Raw genomic sequence first — 20,442 nt, 5'->3', positions numbered from 1 at the left:
TATCCTCACCCCAACTCCATATGTTTGGCACGCAGCTGTCCGCATGCGGCCGCGATATCATGGCCTTGCTCACGGCGAATGGTAACATTCACGCCGTTGTCAGCCAAAATACGTTGAAACTCAAAGATATCATTGCGTGAAGTTCGTACATATTTCCGCTCTGGCACGTGGTTTACTGGAATCAAATTGACGTGGCACAGCATGTTCTTAAGCACACCTGCTAATTCCTCAGCATGCTCCGGCTGATCATTCACCCCGCCGATCAATGCATACTCAAAGCTGACCCGGCGCCCCGTCTTTGCTTGATAATAACGTAAAGATTCAATCACATCATCAAACGGAAAGCGGCGGTTAACTGGCATTAGCTTCGAACGCAGTTTGTCGTTAGGTGCATGAATCGAAATCGCCAAATTTATTTGTGTATCTTCTTCTGCAAATTTATAAATGCTCGGCACAATCCCGCTAGTGGAGACAGTAATATGCCGTTGTCCAATATTTAGACCTTTCTCATGAATCATAAGACGCAAGAATCTCATTGTTGCATCATAGTTCTCAAACGGCTCACCAGTACCCATGATAACAATACTGCTGACACGTTCACCCCGCTCATCCAAGATCTGTTGAGAGCGTACAACCTGAGCTACAATTTCACCCGCCGTCAAATCACGTTTCAATCCACCAAGCGTAGAGGCGCAGAAGGTACAGCCGATTCGGCAGCCTACTTGAGTTGTTACACAAACGCTATTTCCATAATTATGTTTCATGATAACTGTCTCGATCGCATGATCATCATGCAATCCAAACAGGAATTTTACTGTTCCATCTTTCGATTCCATTTTAGTAATCTCAGTGAGTGCTGCAATAGAGAATTGCTCGTTCAGCTTCTGACGAAGTCCTTTAGACAAATTGCTCATGGATTCGAAGTCACTTACACGTTTTACATACAACCAATCAAAAATCTGTCCACCACGAAAAGCAGGCTCACCGTTATCTTTCGCCCACTGCTGTAACTCTTCTAAAGAAAAATCATATATTAAAGGTTTCATTATATTAGCACCTGTTCTTTCATAAGGATATGCGTATTATTTCTCATTCTTCCTATTTTAACACAAATTTCAGAGACGGTAAAAGAAATAGCCCGCCGTACGTTAGCCCGGCGGGCGGAAGATACAACGATTGTCAGTAAATTTGCTATATTACAACACTCTTTGAAGTTTGGAGATATAGAACCCATCACTGCCATAATGATGTGGCAATAACTGAATCCCCTCACCTACAGCCAGCGCAGTACCTTCCAATCTCCCCCACAGCGGGGAAGCAAATGTTATAGAAGTGAAATCAGGATTTTGCTCCAAAAAAGCAGCTACAACCTCACTATTTTCCGTTTGTTCAGTCGTACAGGTACTATAAACCAGAACACCACCCGGTTTCAACAGTTTAGAAACCGACTGCAGCAGCTGACCCTGCAATGATGCTACACTTACAACATCCTCAGGCTGCTTACGCCATTTGAGATCTGGCTTACGGCGGATTACACCAAGCCCAGAGCAAGGCGCGTCCAAAAGAATTCTATCGAAGGAATGATGCTCTAAGGTATGCTCAAGCTCCAGTGCATCTGCACTGCCTGTTACTACGCTTTCGAGACCTAACCGTGCAGCTTGATCCGAGATAAGCTTAGCTTTATGTGGATGCAGATCGTTAGCAAAAATAGATCCTTCATCTTTCATCAGCTCGCCCATATGGGCCGTTTTGCCCCCAGGCGCGGCGCAGCAATCAAGCACTCTCATTCCAGGCTCAGGTGCAACAGCTTCAGCTACAAGCATGGAGCTTTCATCCTGAACAGATAGATATCCATCCCGGTACCAGGATGAAAGAGCCAGATTACCACCGCCTTTTACAACAATACCATAAGGACTTACTTCAGAAGCAGAAGCTTGCAGACCTTGTTCAATCATCTGACTCAACAGGGCTTCACGGCTGATCATCGTAGTATTTACGCGTACACTGACAGCGGGTGGCTCATTGTTAGCAGAGCAAATTGCTTCCGTAGTGTCAACACCATACTCCGTAATCCAGCGCTTCACTAACCATACAGGATGTGAGTACTGAATAGATATCCGCTTCGCAGGACTCAATCCATCAGGTATTACCGGTAAATCTCCAGCGCGCAGCACACTACGAAGCACGCCATTAACCATACCCGAAATTCCTTGATGGCCCTTTTTCTTAGCTATATTAACAGCCTCGTTTACAGCTGCATGAGATGGTATGCGATCCAGGTACATAATTTGATATAAGCTTAGACGTAGTAAATTACGCACCCAGGGCTGCAATTTAGCAATCCCTTTGCTAACAAATTCCTCGAGCACATAATCAAGTGTATTCATCCGAGAGATGGTACCATAGACGAGCTCTGTAACTAGTCCAACATCTTCTCTGCTAAGTGCAGATTTCTGTAGACTGCTGTTCAGCAATAAGTTGCTGTAAGCCCCTTGTTGTTCGACTTTAACCAGGATATCGAGAGCGATATCGCGGGCAGAAGCTGTAGCAGCTTTACCTTTATTTCCGCTACCGCCCTTTTTACCACTCACTGCTTTATGATCGTTACTATTTTTATTGCCAGAGTTATGACTTACTCCAGATCGGCCCGCACCGTTACCGCCCGCGCTCAACCTAGCACCGTCCCTGGTTTCATGACACCGCCACGGCTAAAATCCGCAGCACTCATCGCTTTTTTACCAGCAGGTTGAACGGTAGTTAGCAGCAGACTTCCGTCCCCAGTCCTAACCTCGACACCATGTTCAGTGACCGAAAGTACCGTTCCTGGCGCACTATCAGTTGATTTCTGCTCAGCAGGAATTTTTGAAGCCCATACTTTGAAGGTCTCTCCATTCCAAAGCGTAAACGCACCGGAAAAAGGTACTAATCCACGAATTCGATTATAGTTATCACGTGAGCCAGCGTTCCAATCCAAACGCTCATCCTCACGATTTAGGTTAGGAGCAAAGGTCGCTTGACTGTCGTCTTGCGGAGCCGCTTGAACAAGGCCGTTTACTAATCGCGGCATTTCAGACTTCAAAAGATCACGTCCAGCAAGGCTAAGCTTTTCGAACATCGTGCCGGAAGTATCCTCATCCTCGATAGCCACCTCGACGCGCGAGATCATATCTCCAGTGTCAAGTCCTTCAGCCATATACATCAAAGTAACGCCGGTAACCTTCTCACCGTTAATGATACTACGTTGAATCGGTGCGCCACCCCGGTATTTAGGAAGTAGTGAACCATGAACATTCACACAACCATTACGAGGCAAATCCAATACAGCTTTAGGCAAAATTTGACCATAAGCAGCTGTAACAATCAGGTCAGGCTCATATGCAGCTAGCTCTGCGACAGCCTCAGGTTTGCGCATCCGTTCAGGCTGGAGCACAGGTAAACCGAGAGATAATGCGGCTTCTTTAACTGGTGAAGGAGCCAAGATCTTTTTACGTCCTTGCGGTCGATCTGGTTGGGTGACGACTGCTACAACTTCATAGCCTTCATCCATCAGCATTTGCAAGCTTGGTACCGCAAAGGCTGGGGTTCCCATGAATACAATCTTCATATCCTCACTCCTCAGTCTCATTGCGTTCAGCTGTCATCTCGTATACTTTTTCAGCGATATCGGTAAACAGTACTCCGTTCAGATGGTCAATCTCATGTTGAAAAGCCCGAGCAAGTAAACCACTGCCGGTAATGGTAATTTCTTTTCCCTCACGGTTAAGACCACGTACGGTTACTGTCTCTGCACGTCGTACATCACCATTCAATCCGGGAATACTAAGACATCCTTCAGGTCCTAGCTGCTCCCCTTCTGTACCGATGATTTCCGGATTAATCATTTTGATCAGCCCGTGCTCTTCATCTGCATCCACCACAATTAGGCGCTTCAAAATACCAACTTGTGGAGCTGCCAGACCTACACCTTCAGCGTCATACATCGTATCAGCCATATCATCTAACAATTTTTTAACATTAGGTGTAACTACAGTTACTTCTTTTGCTATTTTGTGCAACACTTCATCCGGTTCCTTAACGATCATACGTATCGCCATTAAAAACACCTTCCCGTTCTGTACATCTCTATATTTAGAGTTTATTGATCTAGCTCTTTTTTTACATTGTAACATGATAACGATTTACATCAACATTTGCGGATCAACATCAATGCTGATCTGGAGCCCTGTATCCCGTACAGAATCCTCCAACTCCTCAGCCACTTGTCGAACAAGCCCTATCACATCGATGGCGCCGCGCCATTTTATCATACATTGGAATCTATATCTACCCTTTAAGCGAGGGATTGGGGAAGCTACGGGACCTAACAGATCTAGTACATCCGTGGTTAGCTTATCTAGACTCCCATACCATCTTAGATTTCTGGCCTTCCCCTGCAGATTCATAGCGTAATTCTCTGCCATCCGGAGTAGCAGCGGTAGCTGCTCATGGGATAATGTAACGAGTATCAGTCTGCAATAAGGCGGATAATGTAGCCCTCTGCGATGCTTCAGCTCTTCCCTTACAAAGGAGAGATAGTCATGCCCGCTAGCATGAATAATAGAATAATGCTCAGGTGTATAGGACTGAACTACAACCTCACCCGGAAGTTGATGCCGACCTGCTCTTCCAGCAACTTGTGTAAGCAATTGGAAGGTCTTCTCCGCTGCACGAAAATCGGGCAAGTTCAACGCTGAATCTGCTGTAATTACGCCAACAAGAGTTACGTCAGGAAAATCCAAACCTTTTGCTACCATCTGAGTGCCTAGCAGAACATCCGCTTTCTTGTCTCTGAATTGATTTAGCAGCTTCTCATGCGAACCTTTTTCTGTCGTTGTATCCACGTCCATACGAATCACCCGTATCCCAGGAAACAACTTACCAAGCTCTTCTTCCACCCGCTGCGTCCCCGTTCCGAAGAAACGGATATGCTCACTTCCACACTCTGGACAAAGCTTAGGTGCTGGTTCAGCATGACCACAATAATGGCAACGCAAATTGTCACTACGACTATGGTACGTTAATGAAATATCACACTCGGGGCAGCCTGCTACATATCCGCAACTCCGGCACATAACAAACGTCGAGAAACCTCTACGGTTAAGCAATAACACGGTCTGTTCTCCACGTTCCAGTCTTTCAGCCAATGCAGAATGAAGCTTTCGACTGAACATCGAGCGATTACCTTCTTTAAGCTCTTCCCGCATATCCACGACATTTACCTTCGGTAGTTCGTTACCAAGCGCGCGGGTAGGCATCTCTAGAAGGACTGGCGAAAAATGAATATCACTCTGCGCTCTAGCAGCATGATAGCTTTCTAACGAAGGCGTGGCAGAGCCTAAAATCACGGCTGCCCCACACTGTTCGGCTCTGCGAATCGCTGCATCACGGGCATGATATTTCGGATTTTCCTCCTGCTTATATGAGGTCTCATGCTCTTCATCCATAATAATCAAACCTAGGTTAGAGAACGGTGCAAACACCGCTGAACGGGCGCCAACGGCAACCATAGCCTTGCCTTCACGGATTTTACGCCACTCATCGTAACGTTCGCCAACAGATAATCGGCTATGCATTACCGCGACACCACTTCCGAAGCGCCCTTTAAAGCGCTCCACCATCTGCGGCGTTAATGCGATTTCTGGGACAAGCACTACGGCCTGTCTACCCTGATCCAAACAACGTTTGATACATTGTAAATAGATTTCTGTCTTACCGCTCCCCGTAACGCCATGTAACAGAAAAACTTCATGGAGCTGTTCTTCTAGCGTTCGTGAAATACGTGTGTATACAATCTCTTGTTCTGCTGTAAGTGGCAGAGGCGTAGTAGGCTTAAAATCACGTCCTTGATAAGGGTCGCGATAGACTTCGATTTCACTGATTTCGATAAAGCCTTTTTCCTCTAAACCCTTCACGGTACTAGCCGTCACTTGAAGTGCAGACAAGACTTCCTTAAGCGCCATTGGGAGTGTAGCTTCCCTTTCAATCAGAAAGCTAAGTACTTCCTTCTGTCGCGCGGACTTTTTGGGGAATTTATTCAACGCCTCACGAGCAGCCGTGATCCCTATCGCAAGATCTACTGCTTTCAGCTTCTTCTTGCCCATTTTATCTTTAATCGATTGGCTCTCTACAAGAACTCCACGTCTTAGCATGAACTTCACCGTCTCCGCAGCCTCCGGAAATGCACGGGTGAGCTGCTTCATGGAAACTTCGCCATTACGTCCAATAAACTCAGTAATTAGTCGTTCCTCATTCCCTGTATCTGCAAACATAGGGAATAATGCATCATCAGAAAATGCTGCTTCTTCTTCCACATCTCCTAGCGATATCAGTCGTTCTGCCTTCCCTTTTAGAGCAGTGGGTAGCATCGCTTGCAGGGCTGAAATTCGTCTGCATGCATATCTTTTACTCATCCAGTCCGCTAGCTCAACTAATTCAGGAGATAAAGGCGGAAGCAAATCCAGCACTTCTTGAATAGCCTTAAGACCAGGATTCACTACTGTTTCACCTGACTCCAGAGAAACGACAAATCCTTGCACCGTACGGTGTCCAAATGGGACCGCTACTCGGCTGCCCACTTCAATCCATAACTTTAATGATTCTGGAATATTATAATCAAATGGCCGGTCAGTGCTGCGTACAGGCACATCCACAATGACCTTGGCAATATCCATTATAATGAAGCTCCAGTAATTCGCTCTGCCACGAGTGTCAGCAAACGGCGAGCGACCTCATCCTTAGACAATTGTGGCAATTCGAGCACCAATCCATCTATATCATAAATCGATACAATATTCGTATCCGATCCGAATCCGGCTCCTGCAGCCGCTACATTGTTCGCAACAATGAGATCGCAGTTTTTGCGAACCAGCTTGTCCTTTGCATAAAATTCTGTATTCCCTGTCTCCGCAGCAAAGCCGATCAAGAACTGCTTATCTTTGTTCTTACCTAGCGTCTCCAGGATATCCGTTGTTTTTATAAGCTCAAGAGTCAGCGTATCCCCACTTTTTTTAATTTTCGAAGGCTCACTTTGCTTAGGTCGGTAATCCGATACAGCAGCCGCCTTGATCATGATATCACAGCTGTTCCACAGCGCAGTAACCGCATCATACATCTCTTGTGCGGATTGAACACGAATGACATTCATATCCGGGTCCTGCGGAGGCGCTTCATCTGTTCTCGCAGCAATCAAGGTAACCTCAGCACCCATAGCACGTGCAGCACGCGCCAATGCAAAACCCATCTTACCGGAGGAATCATTGGAGATATAGCGTACCGGATCAATCCGTTCTACTGTTCCACCAGCTGTGATGACGATCTTTTTACCCTTGAGTGGACTAGACTTCACACTTTCTTGCAACGCAAAAAAATCCTCAACATAACTTACAATAGTCTCCGGTTCCTCTAAACGTCCTTTACCCACGTAACCACATGCCAGCAGACCTTCTCCAGGCTCAATAAACTGAATACCTCGTTTAGCGAGGGTATCCAAATTGCTAAGTACAGCGGGATGTTGATACATATGAACATTCATAGCCGGCGCCACCATTATAGGTGCAGTAGTAGCGAGTAACGTTGTGGATAACATATCATCTGCAATTCCGTGCGCCATTTTAGCAATAATATTAGCAGTTGCTGGTGCTACTATCACAAGGTCCGCCGAATCAGCCAAATCAATATGTGAAATGGAGGATGGGTCCCGTTCCTGGAATGTATCGCTATATACTCGTTGCTTAGACAGTGACTGTAGAGTTAATTCTGTAATGAACTGCTTTGCCGAAGCTGTCATTATGACATGAACCTCAGCTCCTTTTTGGACAAGCTTACTGGTTAGGGCTGCTGCTTTGTAAGCGGCAATTCCCCCTGTAATCCCAAGTAAAATAGTCTTCCCCTTCAAGCTCTTCAACATGATCTCCCCCCTGTTCCCTACTTTTACAACGAATGATCTATTTCTTAAACTTCTTATATTTTGAGAAAAAAATAACAACCTTCCGGTTGTCAGAAACAGCCCGGTCTAGGGCTATCAGCATTCATTAAAGACCCATTATTGCTCCATAACCCAAGAAGAAACGGCATCGCCTAATAACAATAGGCGGTATCCGTTTCTACAAAAGGTCATATCTAAATAGGGTAGAGACTACTCTTCACCGCGGGTAAGCGTAATGCGATCTTCGTAAATTTCTTCAAGAGCAACACCGACGAATTTATGCGATCTAGGGTTCTTCACATCTGTCTTGCCACCCTCACGCAATTGTCTAGCACGACGTGCTGCGGCTACAACGAGCGAATACTTACTGTCAACCTTGGTCATCATTTCATCAATTGATGGATATAGCACAGGGACACCTCTTCATAGTTTACTGGTAATACCTTAAGCCTTGCAGCATTCATTATCTAACTTTACAATGTTCGGCGATAATAATGCTTTCTATTCTCTTACAGGCCAGATCAATCTCATCATTCACAACAGCATAATCATAATGCTGCATTAGATTAATCTCATCCTCCGCTACAGTCATGCGGTGATCGATCACATCTGGATGTTCCGTACCCCGTCCGCGTATGCGGTCCTTCAACTCGTCCATAGAAGGTGGAAGAAGGAATACAAAAATACCTTCAGGAAATTTTTCTTTAACTTTGAGAGCTCCCTGAACCTCAATTTCGAGAATAATATCTTTGCCGCTATTGAGAGTTCTCTCTACAAAATCACGTGGAGTACCGTAAAAATTACCTACGTACTCCGCATATTCAAGCAGTTGATCGGCTTCTATCATAGCCGAAAACTCCTCTTTGCTTTTGAAAAAATAGTTCACGCCGTCTTCCTCACCCGCACGCGGACTGCGAGTAGTAGCAGAAACTGAGTAGATAAGTTCGGGCATCTTCGGTCGTAGCGCAGTGCATACAGTACCTTTACCTACGCCGGAAGGTCCGGATAATATGATGAGCAATCCTTTTGACATAATACACTCCATTTAGTTGTTATTCGTCGTTGTCGTCATCTTTACTGGATAAGCGATGCGCTACAGTCTCCGGCTGTACAGCCGACAGAATGACATGATCGCTATCTGTAATGATTACGGCACGAGTCCGTCGGCCATAGGTGGCGTCGATCAACATATGTCGATCTCGAGCCTCCTGGATAATACGTTTGATCGGTGCAGATTCCGGACTGACGATGGAAATAATGCGATTGGCGGACACAATATTCCCAAAGCCAATGTTGATAAGTTTGATTGCCATGTTCCGGTAGTTCCCCCCATAAAGTTCTATGCTATTGCCTGTTCCCGGTTACTCTATGTTTGCCGCTTGTTCGCGAATCTTCTCCAGCTCCGCTTTCATGTCTAGCACAAGACCCACGAGTGTTAAATGATTACATTTCGATCCGATTGTATTCGTCTCCCGGTTCATCTCCTGAATGAGAAAATCCAGCTTGCGTCCTACCGGTCCTTTCCCCTTCAGGAGGGTTCTGCATTGTTCGAAATGACTATACAACCGGGTCAACTCTTCATCAATATTACAGCGATCTGCAAAAATAGCGATTTCCATCCCGAATTTATGCTCATCAAAAGCGAACGTCCCATCATTTAGCTCATTTAATCGATGACGAAGCTTGTCACGATATTCAATGATTACAGCAGGTGCAAGTTCGACCATTTCAGCATGCATGGATTCGAGATGATTGAGACGCTGTTCAATATCAGCGGCTAGAAAACTGCCTTCACGGGCGCGCATCTCTAGCAAAGACTGCAAACTCTGCTCAAGTCCCGTCTCCAACATTTCAGAGTAGTCTTCTAAGGCCGCGGACACGGCACCCGCAGCCTCATCTTTGCTTTCCATAATACCGGGTATAGAAAGTATATCACGTAGAGTCAACTCACCGGACAAACCATACTCGTTCTTAAGCTGCTCTGCTGCCTTAAGATAAGTCATGACAGCAGAGCGATTCAGAACCGGTCCGGAAGACGACTCATCGTGCTCTCTATTGATGGTAACATCTATCCTTCCCCGTTTGACGTGCTGCTGAACCTTTCTTCTCAGCACATCCTCATAACCCGTCCAATCCCGGGGCATCCGCAGTACAACTTCGCAGTACCGGTGATTCACCGATTTCACTTCGAACATAATCTTGTAGCCGCCGAATTGCAGGGACGATTGACCGTATCCGGTCATGCTAAATGACAACGGAATCACATCCATTACACTATTGTAATTGATTATTACTAGCGAAACAAGGGGGACAATTTACGTCCTGATTTCTCCCATACATACTCGATCAACTGTGCACTCATATCATAGAACATAAACGGTGTCATCAAATAGATCCCATTGAAATGGGCCGTAGCAACATCTAACAACTCTTTAGCGATGGCGACCCCTTCAGCTCTTCCTGCTTCCCCTTCAAGTCCCTTCATGCGATTCCGGACTTCATCCGTAAGCTGGATTCCCGGAACCTCATTATGCAGGAACTCTGCATTACGCCCACTAGCCAGTGGCATCACACCAATAAACACGGGAATATCCAAATGTGCAGTTGCCTCAGCGATCTTTACGATAAGCTCCTGATCATAGACAGGCTGAGTCATAATATAATCTGCACCAGAGGCAATCTTCTTCTCCAGTCGCTGTACGGCCTTATCTAAATGTTTAACATTAGGGTTAAAGGCAGCACCGATAACAAAATTCGCTTTCTGCTTCAAAGGTTTACCTGAGAAGGAAATGCCATCATTCAACTGCTTAATCATACGAATAATCTCAAAAGAGGTTAAGTCGTAAACCGAACTTGAGCCGGGAAGATCTCCGAATTTCGCTGGATCCCCAGTCACCGCTAACACATGATCAATTCCTAGCGCATCAAAACCCATCAAATGTGATTGGGTACCAATCAGATTACGATCGCGGCAAGCAATATGAACTAGTGGACGGAGTCCAGTTTTAGCATGCACCAAATGGCCCAAAGCCATATTGCTCATCCGTGTAACAGCCAGTGAGTTATCGGCGAGTGTCAGCGCATCCGCGCCTGCTCTTCTCAACGCTTCTGCACCCTTCATGAACTTGCCGATATCCAAATCACGAGGTGGATCAAGCTCAACGATAACCGTATGACGTTCCTTTACTAGATCAACCAGGTTCGGCTCACGACCATCACTTCCCTCATCTTCGCCAAAATGCTCCTGCAAAGATACACGCTCTACAGTCGGAAGCGTCGGTTCTGGAAGTGGCTGAGGTACGTAATCTTTCAATGCGGAAGAAATTTCAGCAATATGCTGCGGGGTAGTACCACAGCAGCCCCCAATAATTCGGCAACCCATTTCTGCAAAAGTAACTGCCATTTGTCCGAAATATTCCGGTGAGGCACCATACCGATATTCTCCATCTACATAATCCGCAACGCCCGCATTCGGATAGACCGAGGTAGGCAGAATAAGATTGCCTTGTACCGCTTTTAGTGCTCTCTTAATCCCGTTTGGGCCAGTATTACAGTTAAATCCGATGATATCCGCTCCATCACCTTCTAAGATCCGGAAAGCCTCTGGTAACGTCAAGCCATCTAATGTACGTGCCGATTCATCCACAGCAAATTGGCAAATGACTGGGAGAGTACTATGTTTACGTACTGTTCTTAGCGCAAGATGCAGTTCCTCGACATCGTAAAAGGTTTCTAGCATAATACCGTCTACTTCTTCTTCTAATAACGCTGTAATCTGCTGTGCAAAATACTTCTTCAACTCTGTCGATGAGAGATTTGCACGCTTACCGGCGCGAATAGACCCCACAGCACCTAATACATAGCCTGTATCTCCAGCAGCTTTACGAGCGATTCTTACTCCGGCGCGATTAATTTCTTCAACCTTGGACTCCAAACCATATTTGGACAGCCTGTCAAAATTAGCTGAGAAGGTGTTGCTTTCTAGCAGCACTGCTCCTGCATCGATATAGCTGCGATGGACATCTTCGATAACCCCCGGAGAGGTCAAATTTAATTCTTCGTAGGAAATGCCGACAGGGAAACCCTTCTGATATAAATAGGTACCCATCGCTCCGTCTCCGACCAATACTTTGTTTCCCCATGCGGAACGTAAATCCGGCTTCACTGCAAGATCCTCCCCTGTCACATTAGGTTCTACGTTAGTTTCATACTAATGTAACATAAATCGCTATAGATGATAAGCTTTCACAAGAAAAGCAATCAGACCCCCAGCCCGGGTATGCATGATCAAGTATTAAAATCCTCATACTATCAAAAAACAATTAAAGGGGGCATTTAAGTGAAGAAAAAAACAAGAAAGTTTCTGATCCGAAAATACATGGTAATTCTACTTTTATGCAATCTCTGCTTATTATTTCTGTATATGGGGGATTGGTTGTTCGGGTATGGTCTGGGCAATATCAGTTATATTCTAAATTACTTGCTATATACAGCCTCTGAAAAAGCCGCTGCTTGTATTTTATTGCTATGCCTGATTATTCCCGATATCCTAGCCTGGAAGACGGGGCATCAACCAGAACGAGGAGGGGAACTGTGACTTCTTATCGCTGTAATAATAATTAGGAGCAATGGAATCAACACCATAAAGAAGGGAAAGACCGTGTATAACAGTTTTCCTCCCTCTTCAATATGTTCTGTGAAGCTCCGGGCGTTCAGCATCGAACTAAACAGGATAATAAGAGCTACCGGATAAACCATTCTTCGATAAGGCATCTTGAACAATTCTGATATCCCAATAAGTGCTGCCGCAAAAAAAACAGACAATTTGAAAAAAACACCGATTATCAGTACCATGACAACTAATATATCTAATCGTTGAACAAAATCGGATATAGAGATTTTACTGATCGTAGGCATTAGAGGGAGCGGTGATCTTTTAACAATATCTGAACCAAGCACGGATATATTTAAAACCATAGTCAGGCTCAAGAGAATACCTGATACAAATATGCCCGCAGCGATTACCCAAGGACCTTTTTTAACGTTATTCAGATAAGGCATAAGCATAGTAAAACAGATCATTTCACCAAAAGGGAACATGTAGTTTTGATGTAACACAGAGGAAAAAACTGGCTTAATTCCATTCTCAAAAACAGGGAGCAAACGGTTCAAATTAATGGAGCCCGAGAACATTAGCATGCTCGAACAAAATAATCCGATTAGTATTACAAGCACCGCAAACACCAACGAAGTTCGGGACAGCACTTCTACTCCTTTATGCAATACATAAGCACTAGCTAATACCATTAACATCGCTACAATGAATAACGGCGTCCTGTGCATAGTAGCCATAACCAGCATAGAGCTACCATCCCGTAAATCCCGACCGGCAACATTGAGAAACAAAATAATGTAGAGTATGGAAATTACCGTACCTATATATTTGCCTAACAGCTTTCGGATATATACCGTCAAAGGTATATCTGGAAATTTTCTATACAGATAAGCGTACCCCGCAAAAACGATCAGACCCAGCAAACTTCCCAGTAGTATGGAAATCCAGGCATCTCTATCAGACTCCATTCCCAGATTCACTACCAGCGCCGTTCCTAGTTCAAACAACACCGTCAAGGTGAAAAACTGCAGTAGTCCTATCTTTATATTACCCATGGCTACCCCTCCTTTTATTTCATCAATTCTTTTTAGACTGGAAGGAATCATTTCGCATATCGGTATGCCGAATAACCACATCCAAGTCAATTTTGATCTCGCAGGTTGCAAATATGTTTTCCCAATGATCCTTCGCTTGTTTCCAGCCACGTGGATTCTCTCGTTCTACTGTTTCACCGAAGCCAAGATAATCACTTTTGAGCTTTCGGGCTGCTGAAATAGCTGCTTGTATCTTCTCCTTAATATCCTTTTCTAAAAGTTCAGAAAGATTAGTTAAGACCTTAGGATCTGTCAAATTCAAGGCAGTGAGTGATTCTTTTAAACCTGCCTGCTCAGTGATATATATTGTGATTACCGGATGCTCCGCATCCTTCGCATCAGCATGAATATGTACCTGAGATAAATACACGATGAATGATACATATTTATCCTTACCAGTCGAAACCACTATAGGGATTTGTGTAATTTTATTTTTTAGAAGGGCGGTGCCCATAGCTTCATCACCTTGCAGCCAACCTATTAGCTTATCCTCTTTAAATGCAGCAAAATCTGTAACTGTAAGAATGGCTTCAGGTTCTATATTTTTCAAACTGTCGTTATTATCTTTATGGCCCAATTCGCCTATTACCATTACTCCATTGATGATAGGCCCACCACCTGGAATTTGAATACCACGAATTACATCGTCTACTTCCATCATGTAGTTATATCCATACTGTTTAGAGGTCGTCTGCAGCTTCTCCACCAGATCATTGGCGGGTATTTTGCCAAACGTTGTCATGGTCGTCATACTATCTACCGCTGGCTGTCCCTTTGATATAAAAATGTAACTGGTTAGCCTAGTTTCACTTTCTCTTTCTAGTACATCCATCATATCTTTGATGCCTTCGCGAGCAAACTTCTCCGAAATAACGATCACTCGGATATGTCCTAAGGACAAAAAACGCGCAGTCTGACGCGAAGCATTAGCCAACGCTTCAAACATTGTACGTCCACTACCTTTATATACAACGACTGGCGAAGCACCTCTGGCGTTCTCGCCAGAGATTTCGTCAGCAATTATAATCTGAAAAGATAATACATATTTCTCCTCATCTGTAGGACCTCTATCAATAGCCACTCCAGAAACGATTGCCCTTCTATTTAACTCCACACTGTCCCAGCAACCTGTAAGACTTAAAATTATCATTAAGCAAGGCAATAAGGATCCAATGAAAAAAAGGCGATTACTCTTCATCCTGCACTCCTTTTTTTGGCTGCTCTGCCTCAGTTGTTTTTTTTAGGATTTTAGGAGAAAAATTCTGTTCATGTCCTGTTGAGAGCTTCTTTCCTTCTGAAATGCCTTCGTGCTTAGTAGATTCTTTCTCCGTTCTTAAAGCCCATAAGGGCAGTCTTAAGAACGCATCTTTTTGACCATGTGAGGAAATGGGCACAATAGGGGACAGATAAGGGACACCGAATGAACGCAGACTATTCATATGTGCAAGCAAAACAATCAAGCCTAAAGTAATCCCAAAAAAACCAAACATACCGGCCAGCACTAAAAATCCGAAACGAATAATCCTTCCAGATATCGCCATGTTATAAGCAGGTATCGCAAAGCTCGCAATCCCCGTCAACGCTACTACAATAACCATCACTGGAGTAATAATTCCTGCCTCCACAACTGCCTGGCCAAGTATAAGAGCACCCACCACAGATACAGTTTGACCAACTGCCCGAGGCATTCTTACTCCCGCTTCTCTTATAATCTCAAAAGCCCCCTCCATTAGCACCGCCTCCACAAACGCGGGAAAAGGTACATTTTCACGTTGTGACAATAGATTGATCAGTAAGGTTGTGGGAATCATCTCATAATGGTAGGTGGTTAACGCTATATACACGGAAGGCCCTAGAATTAGCACAATAAAACTGATATATCGAATAAGACGCATAAGATTTGCAATATCGAATCTTTGTGCATAATCCGAGGCAGATTGAAAAAAAAGCGTAAATACTGCAGGCAAAATCAACACAAAAGGGGTGCCATCTATAATGATCACAACCCTGCCCTCTAATAAGTTGGTCGCTGCAACGTCAGGCCGTTCGCTATTATTAATGGTTGGAAAAGGTGTGAAGGTTTTATCCTGAATCAGCTCTTCAATATAGCCGGATTCCATGATGGCATCGACATTAATTTCACGTAGCCTTTTCCTCACCTCTTCTACCAGATTCTCATCAGCATTGTCTTTAATGAACATGAGGGCCACATGAGTGTGAGTTACCTTTCCGATTTTCAAATGTTCCAATCTTAGCTTAGGTGACTTAATTCTTCTCCGAATCAGAGAAATATTCGTGGCTACAGATTCAACAAAACTATCCTTTGGACCTCGTACAACTAGCTGTGTGGATGGCTCGCTGACGGAGCGAGCTTCGCCTCCCTCCGTCTCACATATAATCGCAGTGTCATATCCCTCAATAAGAATAACCGTGCTGCCAGAAAGGATCGCTAGCAGGACCTCGTTCCAATCCTCTTGCAGATGCACTTCACCTAATTCCAAAGCACGATTAAATATAAAATCCTTAAGATCATCTTTTGCCGAAATGTTTTCTTTGAGCATATCGTCTGTAATTCCTAGTAACGAACCGATAACGAATTCATTGACTGTTTCCGTGTTGACGAGTCCATTGAGATGAATCGTAGCTGATTGAACAGGTCTCTCACTTCCGATCTTTACCTGACGAATTTTGAGATCCGGACTATAACCCAGCTCACTATCTATTTGTTCGAGCGTTTGGTCTAAATCAACACTAAGCCTCGGGAATCGGGTGCTTTTATGAACTGAGGCTACCTGTTGTTCCTTCGCGGATTTGTTTCTTCTGTTTATCCCGTTTATGTTCAACAAGGTTCCCCCCTTTTTTTCAAGCTTGAGGGTATTATTCTCGATTATCCCTTCCATTATTCGGCTACTTAAAGCTGTAAGGATGTTGGATCACAAAAAAGGCAGCCCAAGAATAGTCTCTTGGGCTGCCTTTTATAGTATTAATCTAAATTTCTACTCTTCCTGTGAATACAACCTCAGCAGGACCTGTCATATACACATGGTTATCCTCTTCATTCCATTCAATGAACAGATCGCCACCCTTTAGACTAATCCAAGCTGCTCGGTCCGTCAGACCATTTAGCACAGAAGATACTAAAGTTGCGCAAGCTCCAGTCCCACATGCAAGTGTTGGTCCAGCTCCGCGTTCCCATACCCGCATATCTACTCTGCCTCGATCCAGAACCGTCGCGAACTCGACGTTTACCTTTCTCGGGAACAATGGATGTACCTCTAGCTTAGGTCCCCATGTCGCAAGATCGAAAGATACGGCATCTTCTACATAAATAACACAATGAGGATTACCCATAGATACTGCAGTGAACTTAAATTCGGTTCCATCCGATTCAATCCGCTCTGAGAGCACGGGTTCCGTATCAATAGCTACCGGAATTTGAAGACCGGACAATACAGGTTCACCCATATCAACCGTTACAGTTTCCACTACACCGTCTTTTACATTCAAGGTAACCTTTTGTTCTCCGGCACCAATCGTTTCAATAACAATCTGCTCGGAATTTACCAGGCCATGATCGTAGACATATTTGGATACACAGCGAATGGCATTTCCGCACTGCTCTGCTTCCGAGCCATCAGAATTCATAATCCGCATCATGTAATCGCCGCGTTCAGACGGAAGGATGTATACAAGTCCGTCCGCACCAATTCCGAAGAATCGATTGCATAACGTTACAGCAAGATCAGCTGCATTACTTGGTAGCTCTTGCTCGCCGAAAACTACGATGAAGTCATTGCCTAGGCCGTGCATTTTTGTGAATTCCATTGAAAGTCCACTCCTAAAGGTTATGTTAAGTTAGATACGAGCCGTTAACTGCAACAAGTATACCTTTAGGAATGGAGCAATACTATTAACTTTATGCCGAAATTTTTGTACTTTTTATCATCGAATTACTGCCGCTACGACCTCGATTTCGTTTACCGCCCCAAACACTGCCAGCCCCCATCAAGAAGGTCGGAATTCCCGCTGTTACAAAAACTAGACACCATTCACGGAAATTAAGCGGCACTGTTTTGAAGACGGGCTGGAGAAATGGAATATACATAACAGCCAGCATCAAAATCACGGATGACAATACAGCAAGAACTAGGTACTTATTCTGGAACGGATTTCGATGGAACACCGAACGAGAACTGCGGCAGTCGAAGACATGAATCAACTGAGCCATAACGAGTGTTGCAAAAGCTACAGATTGTGCTCGAATCAGCTGCGCTGGATTCTCTGGTGCTACACGTAAGGTTAGCCAAAATGCTCCTAACGTACATAAACCGATTAAAAATCCACGGCTTATGATCTTCCACCCTAAACGACGGGCAAAAATATTTTCCTTTGCACCACGCGGCTTATGCTCCATTAAGTCCTTCTCAGGCTGGTCAACACCAAGCGCCATCGCTGGCAGTCCGTCTGTCACCAAGTTGACCCATAAAATTTGAATAGGCACTAATGGCAGAGGCAGACCGAGCATCATGGCAAAGAACATAGTCAAGATTTCCCCTACATTTGATGCGAGCAGGTATCGAATGAATTTACGAATGTTCTCATAGATGTTTCTACCCTCTTCAATGGCAGCAACAATGGTTGAGAAGTTGTCATCCCCTAGCACTAATGAAGATGCTTCCTTGGTCACATCTGTTCCGGTGATCCCCATAGATATTCCTATATCTGCCGCCTTTATGGCTGGAGCATCATTGACTCCGTCTCCGGTCATAGCCACAACATGACCACGGCGCTGTAAAGACTTCACGATACGAAGCTTATGCTCTGGAGATACGCGGGCGAATACGTACACATTATCCGATACTTTATCCAGCTCATCATCATCCATCCGAGTCAGTTGAGCCCCTGTTAATACTGTGCCCCCACGTTGCAGAATTCCTAATTGGTGAGCAATGGCCTCAGCAGTCGTTCCATGGTCCCCAGTAATCATCACAGTCTTAATTCCTGCTCGGCGTGTGACGCTAATGGCATCGCGAACTTCACGCCGCGGTGGATCAATCATTCCAGCCAATCCGATAAAGACAAGTTGGCACTCCGCATCCTTTTCACTATCCACATTTTCACTTGGACGCATATCACGATAAGCCATACCTAGGACACGAAGTGCACCTGAAGCCATTTGCTCATTGGCATCAAGTACTTTCTGCCGCAATGTTGGCGTTAAAGGCACGACACCGCCCTCCCAGAGCATATACGAACAGCGATTAAGCAGCACATCAGGCGCGCCTTTCGTACATACCATCCGTCCTCCGGGATGACCAATAATAACTGACATTAACTTCCGCTCGGAATCAAAAGGAAATTCCTTCTCACGGGAGTATGTTACGGCAAGCGTCTGGGCGGTCAAACCCATCTTCCCTGAGAGCGCTACTAGAGCTCCTTCCGTTGGATCTCCTTTGAGTTCCCAGATCGATGAGCTGTCAGAAGATTTATCAACTACAATGTCCTTATCCTTCCCTTTACGCTTACCTCGCACTTCGGTCGGAAAGGTCTCAATAATCTCCGCATTACTGCACAAAGCACCCACCTGTAGCATCCGTCTTAAACTTTGATCATTTTTGAGATCAACCGGTTTACCTTTCTCCAGAACCTGTCCGTTCGGAGCATAACCTTCACCTGTTACTTCAAGGCCACGTCCGCCTGTCCATAATCGGGTCACCGTCATTTTATTCTGAGTCAATGTACCCGTCTTGTCCGAACAGATGACGGATGCGCAGCCCAAGGTTTCTACTGAAGGTAATTTACGAACGATAGCCTTTCGTTTGATCATCCTCTGCACACCCAGTGCAAGTGCGATGGTTACAATGGCCGGAAGCCCTTCCGGAATCGCAGCGACCGCCAAGCTTACTCCGGCCAAGAACATTGCTGTGGCAGGCTGTCCATGTAAAATACCGGCTGCTACAACTACAATTGTTAAACCTAGTGATACATAGATCAAAATTTTCCCTAACTGCTCGAGACGATGCTGAAGGGGAGTTTCCTGAGATTCTGTATTCTGGATCAGGTCAGCAATCTTACCCATCTCTGTGTCCATACCCGTACGAATTACGATAGCTTTACCAGTACCCCTGGTTACCATTGTGCCCATGAACCCAAGATTCTTCTGATCGCCGAGCGGAATCTCCTCCGCGCGGATCACATCCGAATGCTTCGAGACAGGCAGCGATTCCCCAGTTAGCGCGGATTCCTCCACATATAGAGAACTGCAATCCAGCCATCGTATATCCGCGGGTATTCGATCACCACTCTCCAGCAAGACAATATCACCTGGTACTAACATCTTTGCTGGAATGACCTCACTGTTCCCCCCACGCAGTACTTTGGCAGAAGGTGCGGAGAGCTGTTTTAAAGCTCTTAGCGAACGTTCTGCGCGGAATTCTTGGACAAACCCAAGGGCTCCGTTTAAAAGGATAATCGCGATGATCGTGATGGCATCCAAATATTCGCCAAGCAAACCGGATACGAGCGTCGCACCCATAAGCACAAGCACCATGAAATCCTTAAACTGGTTCAACAGCAGGGTAAACGGGGATACGGTCTTTCCTTCGGACAGCTCGTTATACCCATTTTGCTTCCGTCGCTCCGCGGCATCCTCTCCACTGAGGCCCGTCCTCGGATGGACATTGAACATTTTCTGCAGCTCTTCTGCACCGAGCCGGTGCCAACTGTTTTGTTCCATGACTTTTCTTTCCCTCCCGGTCGTTTCTTGACTT

Annotated in this window: 17 protein-coding genes; 1 reads left to right on the top strand and 16 read right to left on the bottom strand. The window is 45.1% G+C overall.

Annotated elements, in window-relative coordinates:
- Positions 1-5: 5 nt before the first annotated feature.
- The 11 genes from rlmN to ACWNM1_RS19545 form a co-directional block, all read right to left on the bottom strand.
- The gene (gene rlmN, locus ACWNM1_RS19595; RefSeq protein ID WP_042187390.1) at positions 6-1,046 is read right to left on the bottom strand and encodes a 23S rRNA (adenine(2503)-C(2))-methyltransferase RlmN; all 1,041 of its coding nucleotides are present in this window, start codon (positions 1,044-1,046) and stop codon (positions 6-8) included.
- A 150-nt stretch (positions 1,047-1,196) separates the two neighbouring features.
- Positions 1,197-2,591 (bottom strand): 16S rRNA (cytosine(967)-C(5))-methyltransferase RsmB, encoded by a 1,395-nt coding sequence (rsmB, locus tag ACWNM1_RS19590; protein ID WP_449602302.1) that lies wholly within the window; start codon positions 2,589-2,591, stop codon positions 1,197-1,199.
- Between the two features lie 77 nt (positions 2,592-2,668).
- Complete coding sequence (gene fmt, locus ACWNM1_RS19585) at positions 2,669-3,604, bottom strand: methionyl-tRNA formyltransferase (protein ID WP_449602294.1); 936 nt, start codon at positions 3,602-3,604, stop codon at positions 2,669-2,671.
- Positions 3,605-3,608: 4 nt separating this feature from the next.
- Positions 3,609-4,094: a peptide deformylase gene (def, locus tag ACWNM1_RS19580; protein WP_042126884.1), complete on the bottom strand. Its 486-nt coding sequence runs from the start codon at positions 4,092-4,094 to the stop codon at positions 3,609-3,611.
- A gap of 84 nt (positions 4,095-4,178) precedes the next feature.
- The gene (gene priA, locus ACWNM1_RS19575) at positions 4,179-6,710 is read right to left on the bottom strand and encodes a primosomal protein N' (RefSeq protein WP_449602293.1); all 2,532 of its coding nucleotides are present in this window, start codon (positions 6,708-6,710) and stop codon (positions 4,179-4,181) included.
- Positions 6,710-7,945: a bifunctional phosphopantothenoylcysteine decarboxylase/phosphopantothenate--cysteine ligase CoaBC gene (coaBC, locus tag ACWNM1_RS19570; RefSeq protein ID WP_449602292.1), complete on the bottom strand. Its 1,236-nt coding sequence runs from the start codon at positions 7,943-7,945 to the stop codon at positions 6,710-6,712. The genes priA and coaBC overlap by 1 nt, the downstream gene beginning before the upstream one ends.
- Before the next feature lie 228 nt (positions 7,946-8,173).
- Positions 8,174-8,374, bottom strand: coding sequence for a DNA-directed RNA polymerase subunit omega (gene rpoZ / locus ACWNM1_RS19565; protein ID WP_036686188.1), 201 nt, complete (start codon positions 8,372-8,374; stop codon positions 8,174-8,176).
- A gap of 52 nt (positions 8,375-8,426) precedes the next feature.
- Positions 8,427-8,996, bottom strand: a complete 570-nt coding sequence (gmk, locus tag ACWNM1_RS19560) for a guanylate kinase (RefSeq protein WP_449602291.1) — start codon at positions 8,994-8,996, stop codon at positions 8,427-8,429.
- Between the two features lie 19 nt (positions 8,997-9,015).
- Entirely contained in the window at positions 9,016-9,276 is a 261-nt protein-coding gene (gene remA, locus ACWNM1_RS19555) for an extracellular matrix/biofilm regulator RemA (protein WP_006209218.1), read from the bottom strand.
- Positions 9,277-9,324: 48 nt separating this feature from the next.
- Complete coding sequence (locus ACWNM1_RS19550) at positions 9,325-10,218, bottom strand: YicC/YloC family endoribonuclease (RefSeq protein ID WP_449602290.1); 894 nt, start codon at positions 10,216-10,218, stop codon at positions 9,325-9,327.
- A gap of 38 nt (positions 10,219-10,256) precedes the next feature.
- Positions 10,257-12,128, bottom strand: coding sequence for a bifunctional homocysteine S-methyltransferase/methylenetetrahydrofolate reductase (locus ACWNM1_RS19545; RefSeq protein WP_449602289.1), 1,872 nt, complete (start codon positions 12,126-12,128; stop codon positions 10,257-10,259).
- Between the two features lie 174 nt (positions 12,129-12,302).
- On the opposite strand from ACWNM1_RS19545, the gene ACWNM1_RS19540 reads away from it, so the two are divergent.
- Positions 12,303-12,560 carry a hypothetical protein gene (locus ACWNM1_RS19540; RefSeq protein ID WP_449602288.1) on the top strand — a complete coding sequence of 86 codons (258 nt, stop codon included), beginning with the start codon at positions 12,303-12,305 and terminating at the stop codon, positions 12,558-12,560.
- Here ACWNM1_RS19540 and ACWNM1_RS19535 read toward each other — a convergent pair.
- The 5 genes from ACWNM1_RS19535 to ACWNM1_RS19515 form a co-directional block, all read right to left on the bottom strand.
- Positions 12,533-13,633 carry a GerAB/ArcD/ProY family transporter gene (locus ACWNM1_RS19535; RefSeq protein WP_449602287.1) on the bottom strand — a complete coding sequence of 367 codons (1,101 nt, stop codon included), beginning with the start codon at positions 13,631-13,633 and terminating at the stop codon, positions 12,533-12,535. The two genes, ACWNM1_RS19540 and ACWNM1_RS19535, sit on opposite strands and share 28 nt — an antisense overlap.
- Positions 13,634-13,655: 22 nt before the next feature.
- On the bottom strand, positions 13,656-14,870 hold the full coding sequence (locus tag ACWNM1_RS19530) for a Ger(x)C family spore germination protein (RefSeq protein WP_449602286.1): 1,215 nt from the start codon (positions 14,868-14,870) through the stop codon (positions 13,656-13,658).
- The gene (locus tag ACWNM1_RS19525; RefSeq protein WP_449602285.1) at positions 14,860-16,515 is read right to left on the bottom strand and encodes a spore germination protein; all 1,656 of its coding nucleotides are present in this window, start codon (positions 16,513-16,515) and stop codon (positions 14,860-14,862) included. Before ACWNM1_RS19525 ends, ACWNM1_RS19530 begins: the two co-directional genes overlap by 11 nt.
- Before the next feature lie 145 nt (positions 16,516-16,660).
- Positions 16,661-17,497 carry a diaminopimelate epimerase gene (dapF, locus tag ACWNM1_RS19520; protein WP_449602284.1) on the bottom strand — a complete coding sequence of 279 codons (837 nt, stop codon included), beginning with the start codon at positions 17,495-17,497 and terminating at the stop codon, positions 16,661-16,663.
- A 91-nt stretch (positions 17,498-17,588) separates the two neighbouring features.
- On the bottom strand, positions 17,589-20,408 hold the full coding sequence (locus ACWNM1_RS19515) for a calcium-translocating P-type ATPase, SERCA-type (RefSeq protein WP_042187372.1): 2,820 nt from the start codon (positions 20,406-20,408) through the stop codon (positions 17,589-17,591).
- Between the last annotated feature and the right edge of the window lie 34 nt (positions 20,409-20,442).

The organism is Paenibacillus sp. Marseille-Q9583 (assembly GCF_976954365.1).
Note: the sequence above shows the minus strand (reverse complement) of the source record. Positions and strands in the feature narration are given on the sequence as shown.

Bases quoted from the DNA above. Each gene is read 5' to 3' on its own strand.
- ACWNM1_RS19530 (WP_449602286.1), bottom strand. From the start codon at position 14,870: ATGAAGAGTAATCGCCTTTTTTTCATTGGATCCTTATTGCCTTGCTTA.
- gmk (WP_449602291.1), bottom strand. From the start codon at position 8,996: ATGTCAAAAGGATTGCTCATCATATTATCCGGACCTTCCGGCGTAGGT.
- priA (WP_449602293.1), bottom strand. From the start codon at position 6,710: ATGGATATTGCCAAGGTCATTGTGGATGTGCCTGTACGCAGCACTGAC.
- ACWNM1_RS19515 (WP_042187372.1), bottom strand. From the start codon at position 20,408: ATGGAACAAAACAGTTGGCACCGGCTCGGTGCAGAAGAGCTGCAGAAA.
- coaBC (WP_449602292.1), bottom strand. From the start codon at position 7,945: ATGTTGAAGAGCTTGAAGGGGAAGACTATTTTACTTGGGATTACAGGG.
- fmt (WP_449602294.1), bottom strand. From the start codon at position 3,604: ATGAAGATTGTATTCATGGGAACCCCAGCCTTTGCGGTACCAAGCTTG.
- def (WP_042126884.1), bottom strand. From the start codon at position 4,094: ATGGCGATACGTATGATCGTTAAGGAACCGGATGAAGTGTTGCACAAA.
- ACWNM1_RS19535 (WP_449602287.1), bottom strand. From the start codon at position 13,633: ATGGGTAATATAAAGATAGGACTACTGCAGTTTTTCACCTTGACGGTG.
- dapF (WP_449602284.1), bottom strand. From the start codon at position 17,497: ATGGAATTCACAAAAATGCACGGCCTAGGCAATGACTTCATCGTAGTT.
- remA (WP_006209218.1), bottom strand. From the start codon at position 9,276: ATGGCAATCAAACTTATCAACATTGGCTTTGGGAATATTGTGTCCGCC.
- rlmN (WP_042187390.1), bottom strand. From the start codon at position 1,046: ATGAAACCTTTAATATATGATTTTTCTTTAGAAGAGTTACAGCAGTGG.